The sequence below is a fragment of the Blastococcus sp. SYSU DS0617 genome (genome assembly GCF_054051075.1).
Genome location: NZ_JBJHAO010000002.1, coordinates 277,297 through 295,062, shown reverse-complemented (window position 1 = coordinate 295,062; position 17,766 = coordinate 277,297). Strand labels below are relative to the sequence as shown.

General features: G+C 74.2%; 17 protein-coding genes. 8 read left to right on the top strand and 9 right to left on the bottom strand.

Annotation, left to right across the window (positions count from 1 at the left end; translation table 11 throughout):
- Positions 1–3 precede the first annotated feature (3 nt).
- A complete protein-coding gene (locus ACI793_RS04080; RefSeq protein ID WP_456605081.1) occupies positions 4–1,056 on the bottom strand; it encodes a hypothetical protein in 1,053 nt (350 codons plus the stop codon).
- A gap of 125 nt (positions 1,057–1,181) precedes the next feature.
- Between ACI793_RS04080 and ACI793_RS04075 the strand changes: the two genes are divergently transcribed.
- The gene (locus tag ACI793_RS04075) at positions 1,182–2,144 is read left to right on the top strand and encodes a 4-hydroxy-3-methylbut-2-enyl diphosphate reductase (RefSeq protein WP_456605080.1); all 963 of its coding nucleotides are present in this window, start codon (positions 1,182–1,184) and stop codon (positions 2,142–2,144) included.
- 108 nt (positions 2,145–2,252) lie between these two features.
- Here ACI793_RS04075 and ACI793_RS04070 read toward each other — a convergent pair whose 3' ends face one another.
- From ACI793_RS04070 to ACI793_RS04055, 4 genes are all read right to left on the bottom strand, one after another.
- The gene (locus ACI793_RS04070; RefSeq protein ID WP_456605079.1) at positions 2,253–2,840 is read right to left on the bottom strand and encodes a DUF6542 domain-containing protein; all 588 of its coding nucleotides are present in this window, start codon (positions 2,838–2,840) and stop codon (positions 2,253–2,255) included.
- A gap of 294 nt (positions 2,841–3,134) precedes the next feature.
- Positions 3,135–4,274: a DNA recombination protein RmuC gene (locus ACI793_RS04065; protein WP_456605078.1), complete on the bottom strand. Its 1,140-nt coding sequence runs from the start codon at positions 4,272–4,274 to the stop codon at positions 3,135–3,137.
- A gap of 36 nt (positions 4,275–4,310) precedes the next feature.
- The gene (locus ACI793_RS04060; protein ID WP_456605077.1) at positions 4,311–4,847 is read right to left on the bottom strand and encodes a methylated-DNA--[protein]-cysteine S-methyltransferase; all 537 of its coding nucleotides are present in this window, start codon (positions 4,845–4,847) and stop codon (positions 4,311–4,313) included.
- The gene (locus ACI793_RS04055; RefSeq protein WP_456605076.1) at positions 4,844–6,391 is read right to left on the bottom strand and encodes an AlkA N-terminal domain-containing protein; all 1,548 of its coding nucleotides are present in this window, start codon (positions 6,389–6,391) and stop codon (positions 4,844–4,846) included. The genes ACI793_RS04060 and ACI793_RS04055 overlap by 4 nt, the downstream gene beginning before the upstream one ends.
- Positions 6,392–6,666: 275 nt before the next feature.
- On the opposite strand from ACI793_RS04055, the gene ACI793_RS04050 reads away from it, so the two are divergent.
- From ACI793_RS04050 to ACI793_RS04030, 5 genes are all read left to right on the top strand, one after another.
- Positions 6,667–7,095 carry an MmcQ/YjbR family DNA-binding protein gene (locus ACI793_RS04050; RefSeq protein ID WP_456605075.1) on the top strand — a complete coding sequence of 143 codons (429 nt, stop codon included), beginning with the start codon at positions 6,667–6,669 and terminating at the stop codon, positions 7,093–7,095.
- A 90-nt stretch (positions 7,096–7,185) separates the two neighbouring features.
- Positions 7,186–8,139 (top strand): ABC transporter ATP-binding protein, encoded by a 954-nt coding sequence (locus ACI793_RS04045; protein ID WP_456605074.1) that lies wholly within the window; start codon positions 7,186–7,188, stop codon positions 8,137–8,139.
- Positions 8,136–8,963, top strand: a complete 828-nt coding sequence (locus tag ACI793_RS04040; protein WP_456605073.1) for an ABC transporter permease — start codon at positions 8,136–8,138, stop codon at positions 8,961–8,963. Before ACI793_RS04045 ends, ACI793_RS04040 begins: the two co-directional genes overlap by 4 nt.
- Positions 8,960–10,198 carry a sensor histidine kinase gene (locus tag ACI793_RS04035; protein ID WP_456605072.1) on the top strand — a complete coding sequence of 413 codons (1,239 nt, stop codon included), beginning with the start codon at positions 8,960–8,962 and terminating at the stop codon, positions 10,196–10,198. Before ACI793_RS04040 ends, ACI793_RS04035 begins: the two co-directional genes overlap by 4 nt.
- Positions 10,199–10,211: 13 nt before the next feature.
- On the top strand, positions 10,212–10,844 hold the full coding sequence (locus tag ACI793_RS04030) for a response regulator (protein WP_456605071.1): 633 nt from the start codon (positions 10,212–10,214) through the stop codon (positions 10,842–10,844).
- Positions 10,845–10,865: 21 nt separating this feature from the next.
- Here ACI793_RS04030 and ACI793_RS04025 read toward each other — a convergent pair whose 3' ends face one another.
- The 3 genes from ACI793_RS04025 to ACI793_RS04015 form a co-directional block, all read right to left on the bottom strand.
- A complete protein-coding gene (locus ACI793_RS04025) occupies positions 10,866–11,327 on the bottom strand; it encodes a hypothetical protein (protein WP_456605070.1) in 462 nt (153 codons plus the stop codon).
- Positions 11,328–11,430: 103 nt separating this feature from the next.
- A complete protein-coding gene (locus ACI793_RS04020) occupies positions 11,431–12,198 on the bottom strand; it encodes an LmeA family phospholipid-binding protein (protein ID WP_456605069.1) in 768 nt (255 codons plus the stop codon).
- Positions 12,195–14,498, bottom strand: a complete 2,304-nt coding sequence (locus tag ACI793_RS04015) for an MMPL family transporter (protein WP_456605068.1) — start codon at positions 14,496–14,498, stop codon at positions 12,195–12,197. Before ACI793_RS04015 ends, ACI793_RS04020 begins: the two co-directional genes overlap by 4 nt.
- A gap of 127 nt (positions 14,499–14,625) precedes the next feature.
- On the opposite strand from ACI793_RS04015, the gene ACI793_RS04010 reads away from it, so the two are divergent.
- Positions 14,626–15,159 (top strand): hypothetical protein, encoded by a 534-nt coding sequence (locus ACI793_RS04010; RefSeq protein ID WP_456605067.1) that lies wholly within the window; start codon positions 14,626–14,628, stop codon positions 15,157–15,159.
- Positions 15,160–15,163: 4 nt separating this feature from the next.
- Here ACI793_RS04010 and ACI793_RS04005 read toward each other — a convergent pair whose 3' ends face one another.
- Positions 15,164–16,417 carry an EAL domain-containing protein gene (locus ACI793_RS04005; protein WP_456605066.1) on the bottom strand — a complete coding sequence of 418 codons (1,254 nt, stop codon included), beginning with the start codon at positions 16,415–16,417 and terminating at the stop codon, positions 15,164–15,166.
- A 216-nt stretch (positions 16,418–16,633) separates the two neighbouring features.
- On the opposite strand from ACI793_RS04005, the gene ychF reads away from it, so the two are divergent.
- Complete coding sequence (ychF, locus tag ACI793_RS04000) at positions 16,634–17,707, top strand: redox-regulated ATPase YchF (RefSeq protein WP_456605065.1); 1,074 nt, start codon at positions 16,634–16,636, stop codon at positions 17,705–17,707.
- The last annotated feature ends 59 nt before the right edge of the window (positions 17,708–17,766 follow it).

The following is a 17,766-nucleotide window of genomic DNA, read 5'->3' as shown; positions in this document are numbered from 1 at the left end:
GGATCAGGCGCCGCGGGGAGCCAGGGGGCTGGACTCGACCGCCTGCTCCTCGAGCTTCTCCAGCCGGTTGCGCAGCATCCGCAGGTAGGGCTCCCGCGCCTGCGTGGACTCCTCGTAGGTGACCAGCTCGGCCACCGTCGAGAGGGTGTAGCCGCGCAGCCGGCCGCGCAGCTGGGCGATCGAGAAGCTGTCGTACCCGTCGATCGGGGCCTCGGCCGGCTCGCCGGCGTCCTGGCCGGCAGCCGCCGTCCCGGCGGACTCGGCACCGGGCTCCACGGCCGCGCCCGCGGCGATGGCGGTGTCCTCCGACCCGGTGCCGGCCTCACCGGCGTCGGAGAGCAGCCCGGCGTTCGCGGCGACGGGCCCGTCACCACGCGCCACCTCGGTGCCGTCGTCCGCGGCGTCGGTGTAGTCGGCCGTGACGGGGGTGGCGATGCCCTCGTCGGTGACGGTGGCCTCGACGGTGGTGACGTCGCTGCCGTCGGGGGTGAGCACGTCCACGGAGGTGGGGATCGCCTCGGCGTCCGCCGCACCGGCGACCGGCAGCTCGACCGCGGAGGAGTCGCCGGACTCGTCGAGCGCCGTCTCCAGTGCGTCGGCGTCGCCGGTGACCGGAGCGGTCTCCTCCAGCGTGGGGGCCGCCTCGATCGCCTCGTCGATGGCCAGCTCGTCGAGGACCTCCTCGGTGGCCGGTGCCTCCTCCACGAAGGTCTCGACGGAGGCCTGTGCGCCCACCCGGTCGGGGACCTCGTCGGGGACGACGTCGGCACGGTCGAACGCCGAGCCGCGGAAGCCCTGGGCGGGCGCGGCGTCGCCGTCGTCGTCGAAGGTGGCCAGGCCCGGCTCGGCCTCGCCGCGGATCCCGGTGAACAGCTCGTCCCCGCGGGCGACCAACCCGGCGTACTGCTGCTGCACCTTCATCGCGTGCTGCATGGCCATGCCGATGACACGGACGGGCAGCCCGGGGAGGGTCTCGGGCAGCTTGCGTGCTTCGTCGACGACGGTCGCAGCCAGGCCGGCAGCGGCGCGGACAACCTCAGGGATCTCACGGGCCATGGGCACACCTTGCCCCAGGAAACGCGCACCGACACCCCCACCCGGGCGCCGCTGTACGCCGAGAGGGTGTTCCTGACCACGTTCGACGCACCCGGCAGGCGGCCTGGCCCACGTACGCTGGGTGCATGGCAGATCAGCGCGGACGTGTCCTGCTGGCCGATCCCCGGGGCTACTGCGCCGGCGTGGACCGGGCGGTGGTGGCGGTCGAGCGCGCCCTGGAGATCCACGGCGCCCCCGTCTACGTGCGCAAGCAGATCGTCCACAACAAGCACGTGGTGGCCACCCTCGAGCGGCGGGGTGCGATCTTCGTCGACGAGACGACCGAGGTGCCCGAGGGGTCCGTCGTGGTCTTCAGCGCCCACGGCGTCTCCCCGGCCGTGCACCAGGAGGCGGCCGACCGGCAGCTGCGGACGATCGACGCGACGTGCCCCCTGGTGACCAAGGTGCACCAGGAGGCCAAGCGCTTCGCGCGGGACGACTACGACATCCTGCTGATCGGCCACCGCGGTCACGAGGAGGTCGAGGGCACCGCCGGTGAGGCGCCGGCCCACATCCAGCTCGTCGACGGGGCCGAGGACGTCGCCAACGTGCAGGTGCGCGACCCGGAGAAGGTCGTCTGGCTGTCCCAGACCACCCTGTCGGTGGACGAGACCCTGGACACGGTCGACCAGCTGAAGAACCGCTTCCCCGGTCTGCAGTCCCCGCCCAGCGACGACATCTGCTACGCGACGCAGAACCGCCAGCAGGCCGTGAAGCAGATGGCCGCCGAGTGCGATCTCGTGCTCGTCGTCGGCTCGACGAACTCATCGAACTCGGTGCGGCTGGTGGAGGTGGCCCTGGAGGCCGGCTCCCGGGCGTCCTACCTGGTCGACTTCGCCTCCGAGATCGACGAGTCGTGGCTCGACGGCGTGGGCACCGTGGGTGTGACCAGCGGCGCCTCGGTCCCGGAGATCCTCGTGAGCGAGGTGCTCGACTGGCTGGCCGCCCGCGGCTTCGCCGACGTGGAGACCGTGAAGGCGGCCGAGGAGCGGCTGGTCTTCGCGTTGCCGCACGAGCTGCGGCCGCGGCGCGCCGCCACGACCGACTGACACCGCCGGCCCGCATGCGCGGGCCGACGCGCGACGAGAACGCGCCCCGTCCCGGCAGCACCGGAGCGGGGCGCGTGTCGTCCGTGCGGGCGAGAACCCGCGGGACGGTCAGCGGCGGGCGATCAGCCGGCCGGCCGCGAACACGACGGCCAGGCCGGTGGCCATGGCCATCGTCGGGAACCCGCGGATGAGCAGCGTGGCGACCGTCGGGAGGTTGAAGCTGGCCGACGGCGCCAGGGCGATGTTGAGCGCCGCGACGGCGACGAAGACCAGCGGGGGCGCGACGACGACGGACAGCAGGTCGCGCCGGCGGACCGCGAGCACGGCGACGGCGGTGGAGGTGAGCAGGGCGGTCAGCGTGATGACGCCCAGACCCATGCCGACGAACGAGTCGATGGACGCGCCGGCGAGGGTCACCAGGAAGATGCCGAGCACGGCGACGGCGCCGCGGAAGCGGCCGCCTCCGGTGACGGGCCGGGCCTCGGCGCGGCCTCGTGCCGCCGGCCGGACCTCGGCCCGACGTCCGGCCGGCGGGCGGGAATCGGCGGCCCCGCGGTCGGCGAGGCGGTTCGGCCGGAGCGACTCCCGGCGCGGGGGAACCGGGCGGCTGTCCAGGTCGGACCGCAGCCGGTCGGCGGGGCGGACGCGGGGCGGGACCGGCGGACGGCCGGGGCGGGCGCTGCGGTCGGGGTTCATGGCTCGTTCCTCACGGGGCATGCGTGACCCGGGGAACGACCGGTCGGGAGCACTCCCGCCCTGCCGCCATGCGTCGGCCGTACTCGCCGTGGCCATGGCGCACCTCCGTTCCACCGCGGTCGGGCCCGGACGGCCGTCCCTCGATGGTCACGGTAGCGAGTGAGAATGCAACAGCGGCGGAAGCGGGCCCGAGTCGCCGTCCCGCGGTGTCGACGTGGCGACACGGGTGATGGGTGGGGCGAGCGGGACGGCGCGGGCGCCGGGAAGGCCGCCGGGAGCGGGCGGCGACGGGGGTCAGCCGTGCGTTCCGTCCCGCCCTTCGTCGTCCCGTCCCTCGTCGCCGTAGCGGCGTCCGGCGTCGAACCGGTCCTCCCCGTCGAGCACGACGCCGTCCGTGCCGCCCGTCGGCTCCGGCGGTCGCAGGGTGCGCACGGTCGCCTCCACCGGGGCGGGGGTGGGCACCGGCTGCTCGGCGATGCCGAGGTCGTCGAAGCGGCGGGCGGCGGTGAGCACGGACCGCTCGTAGGAGCCGACCGTCTCGTTGAACCGGGCCATCGTGGTGCCCAGCGCCGAACCGAGCCGGGTGAGGTGCCCCGACAGCGTCGACAGCCGTGCGTGCAGCCGGCGGCCCACCTCGAGCACCTGGTCGGCGTCACGCGCCAGCCGTTCCTGCCGCCACGAGTAGGCCACGGTGCGCAACAGCGCCAGCAAGGTGCTCGGCGTGGCCAGGACGACGTCCCGGGAGAAGCCGTACTCCAGCAGACCGGGCTCGGCCTCGAGCGCGGTGATCAGGAAGCCGTCGGAGGGGACGAACAGCACGGTGAAGGGTGCGGCCGGCCGGAAGGCGGTGGGGTAGCGCCGGGCGGCGAGCGCGTCCACGTGGGTGCGCAGCTGCCGGGCGTGCATCGCCACCCGCTGGTCGCGGACCGCCTGGTCGGTGGCCTGCACGGCCTCGATGTATCCGGTGAAGGGCACCTTGGCGTCGACCACGACCTGGCGACCGTCGGCGAGGGTGACGACGAGGTCGGGGCGTACGCCGGCGCCCTCGTCGTTGGTGCCGGACGGCTGCTCGACGAAGTCGCAGTGCTCGAGCAGGCCGGCCAGCTCGACCACGCGGCGGAGCTGCACCTCGCCCCACCGGCCGCGGACGTGCGGCGTGCGCAGCGCCGTGACGAGCGCGGCCGTCTCCTGGTGCAGCTGGGCCGAGGTCTGGCCGACGGTCCCCATCTGCTCGCGGAGCTCCCCGTGTGCGGTGGCGCGGGCACGCTCGATGCCGGCCAGCAGGCGGTGGAGGTGGTCGAGCGATTCGTGCACCGGCTCCAGGCCCGTGTCGGTGGGGCGGCGGCGGGCGAGCAGCGCGACCACGCCGAGGGTGGCGGCGGTGGCGAGCAGCGCCCCGAGGAGGAGCCCGAGCAACAGGGAAGCGGCGTCCATGCCCGCGAGGCTGCCGGAGGGGTCCGACAGAACCGGTCAGGCGGCGGCGACCGGCGCGTGGCGCGCCTCGTGGTCGAGGAGCTGGCGCTTGACCGGCGTCCCCCAGCGGAAGCCGCCCAGCCCGCCGCTGGAGCCGAGCACCCGGTGGCAGGGCACGAACAGTGCCGCCGCGTTCCGGGCGCAGGCGTTGGCGGCCGCCCGCACCGCCGTGGGGCGACCGCACCGGGCGGCGAAGGAGGCGTAGGTGTCCGGCGTGCCCGGCGGCACGGTGCGCAGCACGTCCCAGGCGTCCTCGAGGAAGGGGCCCGAGCGCTGCTGGACGGGGATGCCGTCGATGGCGGTCACGTCGCCCTCGAAGAAGGCCGTCACCGCGTCCAGGACGGGAAGGTCCTCGACGTGCTCGACCCAGGTGGGGCGCAGCGAGCGGTGCACCACGGACAGCAGCTCGGCGACGTCGTCGGTCCAGCCGCTGGCCAGCACCACGTCGTGGCCGTCGGGTCCGGAGGTCACCACGACGGTGAACGGGCCGGGCGGGGTGTCGACGGTGGCGTAGCGGGCGGGAGGAGGGGTCATGAGGCGCTCCGTTCCGGAGGAGCCGGCGCGGCGGCCGGCAGGGCTGTGGTGGGGAGGGAGGAGGCGGGTCCACGGAGGGGCTGGGACGGGCGGGTGAAGAAGGAGGGCGCGGCGAGCGCCCACAGGTGCATCACCGCGTAGGAGCGCCACGGGCGCCAGCGGCCGGCGGCCTCGGCGTCGGTGCTGCCGAGGGCGGTGAGGGAGCGTCGCAACGCGAGGTCGCCGGGCAGCCACACGTCGGGGTCGGCCAGGCCGCGCAGCGCGACGAGCGCCGCCGTCCAGGGACCGATGCCGCGGACGGCGAGCACCGCCCGGACCGCCTCGTCGCGGTCGGCGCCGGGGTCCAGCGCGACGTCGCCGTCGGCCAGGGCGGTGGCCAGCGCGCGCACCGTCGCCCGGCGGGCACCGGTGAGACCGACGGCGCCCAGGTCGGCTCCGGCGAGCGCTTCCGGGCGAGGGAAGGCGTGGGTGAGGCTGCCGACCGGTGTGGCCAGCGGAACGCCGGCCGCGGTCAGCAGCCGCGCCGTCAGCGTGCGGGCGCCGGCCACGGAGACCTGCTGGCCGAGGACGGCGCGGACGGCGAGCTCGGGACCGTCGGGTGAGCCCGGCACCCGGCGCCCGGGCGCGGCGGCCACGAGCTCCGCCAGCGCAGGGTCGGCGCCGAGCACGGCGTCGACGGCCACGGGGTCGGCGTCCAGGTCGAGCATCCGCCGGCAGCGGCTCACCGCCACCCCGAGGTCGCGCAGTTGCGCGAGGTGCAGGCGCGCAGTGACGGCGCCGCCGCCGGGGGCGGGGGAGAGGGCGACGGTGCCCGGGCCGTGCGGCAGGTCGAGCACGCGGGAGAAGGTGGTGCCGTCCCACTCCTCGAGTCCGGGCACGGCGTGCGCACCCAGGAAGAGCAGGACCTCCGCCGCGTCGTACGGCGCGCGGGCGGCGAGCCGGAGGCTGAGCGAGCCCGGCGTGCCGCCCTCGGCCGGGGCCGGGCGGCGCCGGAGCTCGGTCGGGGTGGCCGCGAAGACCTCGCGGACGGTGTCGTTGAACTGCCGGATGCTGGCGAACCCCGCGGCGAAGGCGACGTCGGCCATGGGCAGGTCGGTGGTCTCGATCAGCAGCCGGGCGGTCTGCGCGCGTTGCGCCCGCGCCAGCGCGAGGGGGCCGACGCCGAGCTCGCCGACCACGAGCCGGTGCAGCTGGCGCTCGGAGTAGCCCAGCCGGCGCGCCAGACCGGGGACGCCCGAGCGCTCCACCTCGCCGTCGGCGACCAGCCGCATGGCACGCGCGACGACGTCGGCGCGCACGTCCCACTCGGGCGAACCGGGCGCGGCATCCGGTCGGCAGCGGCGGCAGGCGCGGTAGCCGGCGGCCTGCGCCCCGGCCGCGGTGCTGAAGAAGGAGACGTTGGACGGCTTCGGCGTGCGGGCCGGGCACGACGGGCGGCAGTAGATGCCGGTGGTGCGCACCGCGGTGAAGAACCAGCCGTCGAACCGCGCGTCGCGTCCGGCCACGGCCCGGTAGCGGCTCTCGTGGTCCACCGCCGTCGTCATGGGCACGAGCATGGCAGCCGCGAGCGCCGGGGACCGGCGAGTTTCGGACATCGCCGTGGCTCAGCGGTCGATGGTCGCCGCGACCCCGTCGAGCAGCCGCTCGGCCGCTCCACGAAGCCGGACGCGACGCTGCCCGCCGTCGCCTGGCCGATGGGGAGCACCGTGGTGCTCGCCGCGCCGGGTGCCCGGAGGTTCCAGGCGCCGGGCCGCTGAGTTCCCGGTGTCGGACCGGTCGTCCACCATGACGGCGGGTGCGGCCGGCGGAAGGAGGCGACGTGGAGACCGAGCTGCGCGCGAGGGTGCGGGCGATCGCGCTGGCCCTCCCGGAGGCGTACGAGGAGCCGGCCTGGGTCGGCACCCGCTGGCGCGTCCGGTCGCGGACGTTCGCCCATCTGCTGACCATCGAGCGCGGGCGCCCGCAGTCCCATGCGCGCGCGGCGGGGACGGCGGGGCCGTGCCGGATCCTCACCTTCCGGTCGTCGGGGCTGGAGCTGGAGACACTGCGCCGGACCGGCCCGCCGTTCTTCGCCGCCCCCTGGCGCGGGGACGAGGTCGGGCTGCGGCTCGACGACGGCGTCGACTGGGGCGAGGTCGGGGAGCTGCTGACCGACAGCTACTGCCTGCTGGCGCCGCAGCGGCTGGCGGCGTCGGTGCCGCGCCCGGAGGTCGACGAGTCGGCACTCCTCCCGCCCGGACCGGCCTGATCGCCGGAGCCGGCGGGTCCACCGGTCGGTGGACGGCGGACCAGCGTTCCGGCGGTCCCGCTCCGGCTCGTGCGTCGACAGGCTCGGTGCATGACGACGACACAGCTGGCACCGCTGCCCGCGAGCAACGGTCCGGACCCGGCCGCGGTGACGGTGCGCGGCCTGAGCAAGCGGTACGGCGGACGCCCGGTCCTCGACGGGCTGGACCTCGAGGTCCGGCGGGGCGAGTGCTTCGCGCTGCTCGGGCCCAACGGTGCGGGCAAGACCACCACGATCGAGATCCTCGAAGGGGTCCGGCCCCGCGACGGCGGGGACGTCGACGTGCTGGGGGAGGACCCCGCCGTCGCGGGCCGCCGCTGGCGGGACCGGATCGGGGTGGTCAGCCAGGGTGAGGGGGCCGGCCCCGCACTGTCGGTGCGCGAGACCCTCGACCACTTCGCCGGCTACCACGGGTCGGTCCGGCCGACCGACGAGCTGCTGGCCGCGGTCGGGCTGACGGAGTCGGCGGCCGTCCGGGTGGAGCGGCTCTCCGGGGGTCAGCGCCGGCGGCTCGCCGTCGCGCTGGGCGTGCAGGGCCGGCCGGAGCTGCTGTTCCTCGACGAGCCGACCACCGGCATGGACCCGGTCGCCCGGCGGCAGTTCTGGGAGCTGATCCGGGGCCTGCGCGCCGACGGGACGACGATCCTGCTCACCACCCACTACCTGGACGAGGCCGCCGAGCTCGCCGACCGGGTCGGGGTGGTCTCGGGGGGCCGCCTGGTCGACGTCGCACCCCCGGACGAGCTCGGCGCCGAGCTGCGCCGCGAGTCGACGGTCAGCTGGCTGGAGGCGGGCGTCCGCCGCCGGGTGTCCACCGAGGCGCCCGCCGCGGTGCTGCGCGACCTGCTCGCCACGCATGCCGAGGTCCCGGACCTCACGGTCACCCGCCCCGGCCTCGAGGACGTCTACCTGCGCCTCGTCGGGGCCGCCGCCGCCAGCACGGCCACCGCGGTCAGCACGGCGACCCCCGCCGGCACTGCCACCCCCGAAGGAGACCTCCGATGACCGCCGTCCTGACCCCCACCCGCCCGGCGCCGCCGTCGACGACGCGCATCGCGGCGTCCCGGGTGGGTCTGGAGCTGCGGCTGTTCTTCCGCGACCGCCAGAAGGTGGCGTTCTCCTTCGCCTATCCCCTCGTGATGCTGGTGATCTTCGCGGCGATCCTCGGCGCCGACGAACGGCCCGGCGGCGTCCCCTTCACCCAGTACTTCCTGGCGGGGATCGCCGCGACCGGGATCATGCTGGTCAGCTTCCAGGCCGTCGGGACGGCGATCGCCGACGAGCGGGAGACCGGCCAGCTGGAGCGGCTGCAGCTCCTGGGCACGCCGCCGGCGGCCTACTTCGCCGGAAAGGCGGGGCAGGTGCTGGTGACCACGGCCGCGCAGCTGGCGCTGCTGCTGCCGGTGGCCCGCTACGCCTACGACGTGCCGATGCCGGTGGACGCCGCGCACTGGGCGACGTTCCTGTGGGTGGGAGCGCTCGGCTCGCTGGCCGGCACGGTGCTGGGCATCGCGGTGTCGGCGCTGCGGGGGAGTGCCTCGTCGGTGTCCACCGGCATCGCCGCGCTGGCGCTGGTGCTGCAGTTCTTCTCGGGCGTCTTCTTCGGCTTCCTGGAGCTGCCGGGCTGGATGCAGCAGACCGCGGCGCTGTTCCCGCTGAAGTGGCTGACCCAGGGCATGCGGTCGGCGTTCCTGCCCGAGGAGGCGGCTGCGTTCGAGATCGCCGGGGGCTGGGAGCACGGCAGGACTGCCCTGGTGCTGGTCGCATGGGTGATCATCGGCGTCATGGTGTGCGTGCGCACGTTCCGCTGGCGTCGGGGCGAGGGATGACGCTCTGGTTGGGGCGGGCTGCCGTCGTCTCCCCGACCGAGGGGGGCGGCGGCCGCCCGCTGTCCGAGCGCGGCTGGCAGGTGACGCTGGTGGTCCACCACGTCGTCGTCGTGGTCCTCGTCGCGATCGCGATGGTGGACGCCGTGCTCGAGGAGTCCGGTGCCCGCGAGGCGGTCCTGCTCGCGGCGCTCGCCGTCCTCGTGCTGGCGTACGCGACCCTCGGCGGCCCGGCGCTGGTCCGGCGCGACCACCGGCGGGCGGCCCGATACCTGCTGGTCCTGGTGCTCGTGATCGGCGTGCTGGCCTGGATCCTCCCGGAACTGCTCTTCCTGCTCTTCCTGGCCTTCCCGCAGGTCTGGTTCATGGTGGAGGACCTGCGCAGCGGGGTGCTGTGGACGCTGGCGCTGGGTGCCGCCGCAGCCCTCGGCCCCACGGTGCACTGGGCGCAGGGCACCGAGCCCTTCGACCTGCAGACGCTGGTCGGGGTGGCGTTCAGCCTCGCGATGGGGGCGTGGGTGTTCAGCGTGCTGGAGCACAGCGATCAGCGGGCGGCGCTGATCCGGGAGCTCGAGTCCACCCGCGCCGAGCTCGCGGTGCTGCACCACCAGCAGGGCATGGTCGCCGAGCGCGAGCGGCTGGCCCGCGAGGTGCACGACACCCTGGCGCAGGGGTACACCAGCATCGTCGTCCTGGCGCAGACGGCGGCCGCCGTGCTGCCGGGCGATTCGGGTGCCGCGGCCGAGCGCCTGGCCGTCATCGAGGAGGTCGCGCGGGAGAACCTCGCCGAGGCCCGCGCCATGGTCGCGGCCTTCGCCCCGGTCGCCCTGGACTCCGCGACGCTGGTCGAGGCGCTGCAGCGGCTGGCGGAGCGGTTCGGCCGCGAGACCGGCATCGTGACGCGGGTGGACACCGCGGCCCTCGGGAGCACGGGCCCCGCGCTGAGCCGGGCCGAGGAGATCGTGCTGCTGCGCGGCGCGCAGGAGGCGCTGGCCAACGTCCGCCGGCACGCCGCGGCCTCGGCCGTGGTGCTCCGCATGAGCCGGGTCGGCTCGGGGGACGGCGCGCAGGTGTCGGTGCACGTCGAGGACGACGGCGTGGGCTTCGACCCTGCGGTGTCCGCGGGCGTGGGGCTCGCCGGGCTGCGCGACCGGGCGGAGGAGGTCGGCGGGGCGGTCGACGTCCGCTCGGCCCCGGGGGAGGGGACCCGGGTGACGGTGCGGGTACCGGTCCGATGACCGGGGTCGAGCCGTGATCCGCGTGCTCGTCGTGGACGACCACCCCGTCGTCCGGGGTGGCGTGGTCGGGTGGCTGGCGGCGCAGCCGGACATCGACGTGGTCGGCGAGGCCGGCGACGGCCAGGAGGCGCTCGCGATGGTGGCGTCGCTGGCTCCGGACGTCGTCCTGATGGACCTGCGGATGCCGCGGATGGACGGCGCCACCGCGACCGGCCGGCTCGCGGCCGACCACCCGGCGGTGCGGGTGCTGGTGCTGACGACGTACGACACCGACGCGGACATCGTGCGGGCGGTCGAGGCGGGCGCGACCGGCTACCTGCTCAAGGACACCCCGCTGCCGCAGCTGGCCGACGCCGTGCGCGCGGCCGCGCGGGGCGAGACGGTGCTCGCGCCACCGGTCGCGGCCCGGCTGGTGTCGCGGATGCGCGCGCCCGCCGTCGACGCCCCCACCGCGCGGGAGGTGGAGGTGCTCGCCGGCGTGGCCCGTGGGCTGACCAACGCGGAGATCGGGCGGCAGCTGTTCATCGGGGAGGCGACGGTCAAGACGCATCTGCTGCGGGTGTTCGCGAAGCTCGGCGTCGACGACCGGACCCGGGCGGTCATGGTCGCGGTCGAGCGCGGGCTGCTGCCCGGTCCCGGCGCGTGAGCGCCGGGACCGCTGCTCACATCAGCCCAGCGACGCGCTCAGCGTGACGCTGTCGTCGGTGATGTCGGAGCACTGGAGGCTGAGTGGCCCGACGCTCACGGTCTCTCCGTCGCCGCAGGTCACCGTGCTGTCTCCGGCGGTCACGGTCGCCTGGTCTCCCTCGACGCTCTGCAGGGAGAGCTGCAGCCCGAGGACCTCCACGTCCGAACCGGTGCTCACGGTCACCGAGCACGAATCGCCGGAGCAGTCGACCCGCTCGTTGACCGCGCTGGCCGCCGACGACGCGGCCGCGCTCGCCGACTCCGCGGCCTCGCTCGCCGACTCCGCCGCGGACGTGGCCGCAGCGGCTGCCGACTCCGCCGCGCTGGTCACCCCGGCGGCGGTGGTGTCCTGTGCGTCCTCCGAACAGCCGGTCAGGGGAAGCAGGAGAAGTCCGGCCGCGAGGGCACCGCCCGCGAGCCTCGAACTGCGTGTTGTGGACATGGATCGAGGCTAGGGCGACGGCTCCCACGCCGCTGGACGGATGCGGATTCTCCACCGGGGTGCAACATTGCGTCGCTGTGCGCAGTGGTGGGGCGGCACGGCGTCACGAGTTGATGAGCACCCCGTCGCCCCGTGCCTCGATCTCCAGCGTCGATTCCTGCGGTTCGATCGCGGTGAGGCGCTGGCCGAAAGGCAGCGAGTCCACCGGCACCGCGAATCCGAACCGCTGTTGCAGGAGCAGCCGGCTGGCCCCGTCCAGCGCCGTCCCGGTCCGCAGTTCCGTGGGCTGCACCAGGATCCGGCCGTCGTCGGCCGTCAGCCCGGCCTGGGCCGAGGCGGAGACGTCCTGCCCGAAGATCTGGACCGACCCGGTCAGCCGCACCTCGCCGTCGGAGGCGTTCTCGATGCGCACCGGCCGGCCGGTGAGCTCCAGGTAGGTGTTGAGGTCGTCGTACCGCAAGGTGGCCCGCTCCTCGGTGCTGTCGACGTAGATGGGGACGGGGTTGCGGTACAGCAGGTCGTGGAAGGACAGCCGGACGCCGGTGAGGTCGGCGTCCAGCCGCTCGATGCGCAGCGGGCCGGAGGCGATCCCTTCGAGCCCGACGTGCACGTCCTCGTACCGCCCGCGCAGCATCTGCAGCAGGACGAAGCGGCCGTCGATCTCGACCTCCGGCGGAGTCCGCACCCCGGTCTCCGCCGCGATCCGGTCGGTCAGCACCGCCTCGGCACCCCAGCGGGCCAGCCGGTCGACGCCCCACAGCAGCAGGAGCATCCCGGCGAGCACGCTGGCGGCGAGGAGCAGCGTGGACCTGCGTGGCAGCCGGCGGCTCGGTGCCCTCGCGTCGCCGGTCTGCGGCGCAGCGGTGCTCACCGGCCGGCCATCTCGGTCTCGGCCGCGTGCCCGGTCCGGGACTGGTGCGGCTCGCGGGCGGCGGCCACGGCGGTGCGGTGCAGCTCCTCCGCCGACACCGCCTCGGTGCGGATCCGGCGGCTGGGCCAGCTCGAGGCCGAACCCAGCAGGGTGAGGACGGCGGGAGTCAGCACCGGCCGGACGAGGAAGGTGTCGATGAGCAGCCCCACGGCCATCGTGAAAGCCACCTGCCGGAACGTGTCGAGCGGGATGATCGCCACCATCGCGAAGGTGGCGGCCAGGATGACGCCGGCTGCGCTGATCGCCCGCGAGGTGCTGGGCATGGCCACGGCGATGGCCTTGCTCAGGGGCATCCGGGAGGCCGCCTCCCAGATGGAGCCCACGGCGAAGACGTTGTAGTCCGAGCCGAGCGCGAGCAGCAGGACGGCCGTGGCGAACGGGGCGTAGAAGGTCAGCCCCGGGTCGCCCTGCCAGTCCTGGAAGACCAGGACGGTGAGCCCGAGCGCGGACCCGACGCTCAGCGCGCTGCAGAACATCAGCACGACCGGCGCCGGTATCGCCCTGAGGAAGACCATCAGGATGACCAGCTCGACGATCACCACGGCCAGCAGCGTGACGCGGAGGTTGTCCCAGGTGAGGTCGGCGAGCTCGCCCGCGATCGCAGTCTGGCCGGTCACCGCCAGGTCGACGTCGCCCAGCCCTGCCTCCGCGGCGAGGCCGGCGAGCCGCGACTCGAGGCGGTCCAGGTCGGCGATGGCCGGGGCGGCCAGCGGGTCGCTGTCGAAGATGACGACGAAGCGGGCCGCGCCGCCGTCGGGCGTGAACACCACGCCGTAGCTGTCGGGCAGCGGATTCTGCGCCGGGCCCAGCACCTCGGCCACGCCCGGCTGGGACTCGATGAGTTCCTGCAGGCGCTCGAGCCGGTCCCGCCGGCCGGCGATACCCGGCTGCTCGATGATGATCTCGGTGGGCGCCTCGACACCCCGGATGCCCGCGTCCTCGAGGGCCATGGCACCGCGGGTGACCCGGTCGTCGTCCGGCAGTCCGCCGGTGAAGGACAGGTCCAGCCGCATGTGGGTCAGCGGCAGGGCTGCCAGGGTCAGGATCGCCAGGCTGATCGCCGCTGCCGCGGCCGCGCCCCGACGGCTGATGACGATGCGGACGAGCGGGCCCGCGCCTCGCCCGGCCCCCTGCGACACCACCCGCCCCTGGTTGGGCACGAACAGCCATCTGCCCAGGATGGCCAGCAGCGCGGGGACGAGGGTCAGCGAGACGAGCACGCCGACGATGACGGCGAGGGACAGCGCCGGCCCGAAGGCGCGGAAGAGGTTGTAGTCCGCCGCCAGCAGCGCCGCCGTCCCGGCGGCGACCGTGATGCCGGCGACGGCGATGATGGGCCCCTCGACGGCGACCGCTCGTCGCGCGGCGTCCAGCCGGGATGCGCCCGCGTCCAGTTCGCGCCGCAGGCCGGAGAAGAACAGCACGCAGTAGTCGGTGATCACGCCGATGAGCAGTGCGGCGATCAGCGGCTGCAGCTGGTCGGGCAGCGAGAAGCCCAGCTGTGCGGCGATCAGGCCGAGGAGGCGGATCGCGACCAGGTAGCCCAGCCCGGCGGTGAACAGCACCACCAGTGGCGCGACGAACGAGCGGAAGACCACTCCCACGACGAGCGAGATCAGCACGAGGGTGGCGATCTCGAACACGTGCAGCCGGGTCTCGAGGTAGTGGGCCTGGCGGACCTGGGCGGGGGTCACCCCCGTCACGTAGGTGCGCACCGAGTCCTGGTTGTTGAAGTGGGCCGCGTACTCATCGGCCAGGGCGGCGGCCTGCGCCAGCGACGTGCCGCCCGTGACGTACAGGTAGGTCACCAGGGTGTCGGGCGTCGACGTCGGGATGGGCACTGCCGCGGCGATGTTGCCGCGGCCGGTCGGTCCGGTGCCGTCCAGGAACCGCTGGCTGTAGGAGAGCGCCCAGAGAGCGGCATCGGCCTGGGTCAGGGCACTGAGCCCTCCGGGGTCGGTCACCACGACCGCCGTCTGGGACAGCACCGGGATCCGGAACATGTCCAGGCTGCGCTCCTGGACGGCGAACGCCTCGCTGTCCTCGGGGACGAGGGACCCGATGCCTCCACCACCGGGCCCGCTGCTCTGCGCCGGCAGATTCGTCGAGACCAGCACCGTGCCGATGATCCAGCCGAGCACGACGAACCAGCGGCCGGAGACGACAGCGGTGCGGTAGCCACGGGCCAGCGCACGGAGCGGCTTCCAGGAACGCGGCCGGCCGGCGGCGGGCGCGCTCACGGCATCCGCCAGGGGGGCGTTGCCGGCGCGTTCACGTGGCCTCCAGCCTGGCGGCCTCACGGGTTGGTTCCCGTGATCGGAGGGTAGCGGCGAGGCTCAGGACGTGCTTGGCGACGAAGGGACGAGCATGGCCGACTCCGCGACCAGGTCACCGGGCGGACCGCAGTGGCTCTCCAGAGCGGCGCGCTGGTGGGCGGCCGGTCTCGCCTTCGTCGTCGGGCTGCTGGCCGGGGCACTGCTCGTGGGCCTGCTCAGCGGCGGCGGGACGGTTCCACCCGCCGCGACGGGCGACGCAACGGGGACCACGGCGCCTGGCGACGCGGACGCGTCACCGGGTGACGAACCGGTCGACACCGCCGGTGAGGTCGTGGTGAACGCCGCGTGCCTGCGCACCGTCAACGCCGCCCAGGACGTGTTCGACGTGGTGGACGACCTGGGGGAGGCGCTCAGCGAGCTCAACGCCGGCCGGCTCGACCAGATCGTGCGTCAGCTGCAGCCGCTGCAGGATCGGCTGGAGGTCAACCTGGCGGAGTGCAACGTCGCCGCGGAGATCACCGAGGTCGACGAGGAGCCGGGCAGCGGCCCGGCGCCGACGACCCCACCGCTGCCGACCGCACCGCCGCCGACCGCGCCGCCCATCATTCCTCCGCCGGGCGACTGAGGGCTCAGGCCGACACCGCCCGGTCGACCGGCCCGGTGTGCTCGGGACCATGCCGGGGCAGCGGGATGCCGCTCGCGGGCTCGGCGTCGTGCGCGGGGCGCGGTCCGGGGACGGCCGGCCGTCCGAAGTACCAGCCCTGCCCGTAGTGCACGCCGAGCGTGCGGAGCGCGGCCGCCTCCTCGGCGGTCTCGATGCCCTCGGCCACGACCCGGGCCTGCAGCCCCGTGGCGAAGTCCACCAGGGAGCGGATCAGGGTCGTCCGGACGGGGTCGGTGTCCAGCCCCGTGACCAGACTGCGATCGATCTTGAGGACGTCGGGCGAGGTGATCACGATGTGCCGGAGGGAGGAGAAGCCCGCGCCGACGTCGTCGATGGCCAGCTCCATACCCGCTGCCCGGAACGGGGCGAGCGCCGCGGCGAGGGCGTCGTAGTCGTCGACCTGGTCGTGCTCGGAGAGCTCGAGCAGGATCCGGTCCGGCGGGAGCTCGGAGAGCAGCTGGGCGCACTCCGGCGTCATCAGGGTGCCGGGAGAGACGTTCATGGCGACGTAGCCGTCCACGTCGTCCAGGTGGTCGGCGGCGCGGCGCAGGGCCAGGAGTTCGAGCTCGTCACCGCGGCCCACGCTGTGTGCCTCGGCGAACACCACGTCCGGGGTCGTCTCCCACGCGGCGGGGAAACGGCTGAGCGCCTCGGAGCCCACGCGGAGTCCGGTGGCCAGGTCGACGATCGGCTGCAGCGCCACCACCGGGCCGCCGTCGGCGACGACCGGGCCGAGCCGGTGCTCGATCGCGGTGCGCCGCTCCTCCTCCTTCACCTGGGGTTCGATGATGACCGACGCGGCCGAGGCGAGGACGTCCATCAGCGCCTTGTCCCGCTTCGTGAGGTCCTTGTCCGAGGTGAGCCCGGCGGCGCAGAACGTCCCGTACAGCGAGCCGTCGGACAGCGTGACCGGCACCGACACGTAGCTGCGGATCCGCGGCATCCGCGCGGCCGGCAGCTCCATCGCCCGGGGGAACTGCTTGAGGTCCGGGATCACCGCCGGCAGCTTCCTGTCCAGGATCGCCTGGCACAGCGTCGTCTCCCGGACCTGCGTGACGCCCTCCTGGAACAGGAACGGCACCGAGGACTCGACCACCTCGAGGTGCTGGGTGGTGCCGTCGAGCCGGGACAGGAACGCCACGGAGAGGTGCAGCGACTTCTTCGCCGTCCGCAGCAGCTCGGCGATCTGCTGCTCGGCATCGGTGCGGGTCTTCCCCATGACGTGTTCCCTTCGACCGGTCCACGTCGGTCCTCGGCCCTCCGGGCACGGAACTGGAGCCCCGCTCCTCCCGAAGGGGCATGGGTGGGGGCCGACGACGTCCGGACGGCGCGGCCACGGCACGTAACCTCGACGCAGGAGAGCGAGCTCGCGAGCTCGCCCAGAGACACAGCAGCCGAGGCGATCGCGGACGACGAGCGCCAGCGAGGAGAACGCGTGAGCCTCACCATCGGGATCGTCGGCCTGCCCAACGTCGGCAAGTCGACCCTCTTCAACGCCCTGACCAAGAACGACGTCCTCGCGGCGAACTACCCGTTCGCCACCATCGAGCCGAACGTCGGCGTCGTGGGCGTGCCCGACCCCCGGCTGGCGACGCTGGCCGAGATCTTCGGCTCGCAGAAGATCATTCCCGCGACGGTGTCGTTCGTGGACATCGCCGGCATCGTGCGAGGCGCCAGCGAGGGCGCGGGGCTGGGCAACAAGTTCCTGGCCAACATCCGCGAGAGCGACGCGATCTGCCAGGTCATCCGGGTGTTCACCGACCCCGACGTGGTGCACGTCGACGGCAAGGTGAGCCCGGCCGACGACATCGAGACGATCAACACCGAGCTGCTCCTGGCCGACCTGCAGACGCTGGAGAAGGCGATCCCGCGGCTGGAGAAGGAGATGCGCAAGGACAAGGAGCGCGCCGAGCTGCACAAGGCCGCCGTCGAGGCGCAGCAGGTGCTCGACGGTGGCAAGACGCTCTTCGCCGCCGGAGTGGACCCCGCGCCGCTGCGCGAGCTGGGCCTGATGACCACCAAGCCGTTCCTCTACGTCTTCAACGTGGACTCCGACGAGCTGGCGAACGCCGAGATGCTCGACGAGCTGCGGGCGCTGGTGGCGCCGGCCGAGGCGATCTTCCTCGACGCGCAGACCGAGTCGGAGCTGATCGAGCTGCCGGCGGAAGAGGCCGCCGAGCTGCTCGAGTCGATCGGTCAGGACGAGCCGGGCCTGGACCAGCTGGCGAAGGTCGGCTTCCGCACGCTCGGCCTGCAGACCTACCTGACCGCCGGCCCGAAGGAGGCGCGCGCCTGGACCATCCCGGTCGGCGCCACCGCCCCGCAGGCGGCGGGCGTCATCCACACCGACTTCCAGCGCGGCTTCATCAAGGCCGAGATCGTCTCCTTCGACCAGCTGGTCGAGGCGGGATCCATGGCCGAGGCCAAGTCCAAGGGCTGGGTCCGCATGGAGGGCAAGGAGTACGTCATGGCCGACGGCGACGTCGTGGAGTTCCGCTTCAACGTCTGAACCGGCCGGGCCCGGGCGGTGCCGGAGTTCCCTCGGCGACCACCCGGGCCCCTCTCGAG

What these genes read in the sequence shown, in the direction of transcription:
- ACI793_RS04075 (WP_456605080.1), top strand. Translation starts at nt 1,182, where the DNA reads ATGGCAGATCAGCGCGGACGTGTCCTGCTGGCCGATCCCCGGGGCTAC.
- ACI793_RS04065 (WP_456605078.1), bottom strand. Translation starts at nt 4,274, where the DNA reads ATGGACGCCGCTTCCCTGTTGCTCGGGCTCCTCCTCGGGGCGCTGCTC.
- ACI793_RS04060 (WP_456605077.1), bottom strand. Translation starts at nt 4,847, where the DNA reads ATGACCCCTCCTCCCGCCCGCTACGCCACCGTCGACACCCCGCCCGGC.
- ACI793_RS04005 (WP_456605066.1), bottom strand. Translation starts at nt 16,417, where the DNA reads ATGGGGAAGACCCGCACCGATGCCGAGCAGCAGATCGCCGAGCTGCTG.
- ACI793_RS04055 (WP_456605076.1), bottom strand. Translation starts at nt 6,391, where the DNA reads ATGACGACGGCGGTGGACCACGAGAGCCGCTACCGGGCCGTGGCCGGA.
- ACI793_RS04035 (WP_456605072.1), top strand. Translation starts at nt 8,960, where the DNA reads ATGACGCTCTGGTTGGGGCGGGCTGCCGTCGTCTCCCCGACCGAGGGG.
- ACI793_RS04025 (WP_456605070.1), bottom strand. Translation starts at nt 11,327, where the DNA reads ATGTCCACAACACGCAGTTCGAGGCTCGCGGGCGGTGCCCTCGCGGCC.
- ACI793_RS04045 (WP_456605074.1), top strand. Translation starts at nt 7,186, where the DNA reads ATGACGACGACACAGCTGGCACCGCTGCCCGCGAGCAACGGTCCGGAC.
- ACI793_RS04040 (WP_456605073.1), top strand. Translation starts at nt 8,136, where the DNA reads ATGACCGCCGTCCTGACCCCCACCCGCCCGGCGCCGCCGTCGACGACG.
- ACI793_RS04010 (WP_456605067.1), top strand. Translation starts at nt 14,626, where the DNA reads ATGGCCGACTCCGCGACCAGGTCACCGGGCGGACCGCAGTGGCTCTCC.
- ACI793_RS04080 (WP_456605081.1), bottom strand. Translation starts at nt 1,056, where the DNA reads ATGGCCCGTGAGATCCCTGAGGTTGTCCGCGCCGCTGCCGGCCTGGCT.
- ACI793_RS04070 (WP_456605079.1), bottom strand. Translation starts at nt 2,840, where the DNA reads ATGAACCCCGACCGCAGCGCCCGCCCCGGCCGTCCGCCGGTCCCGCCC.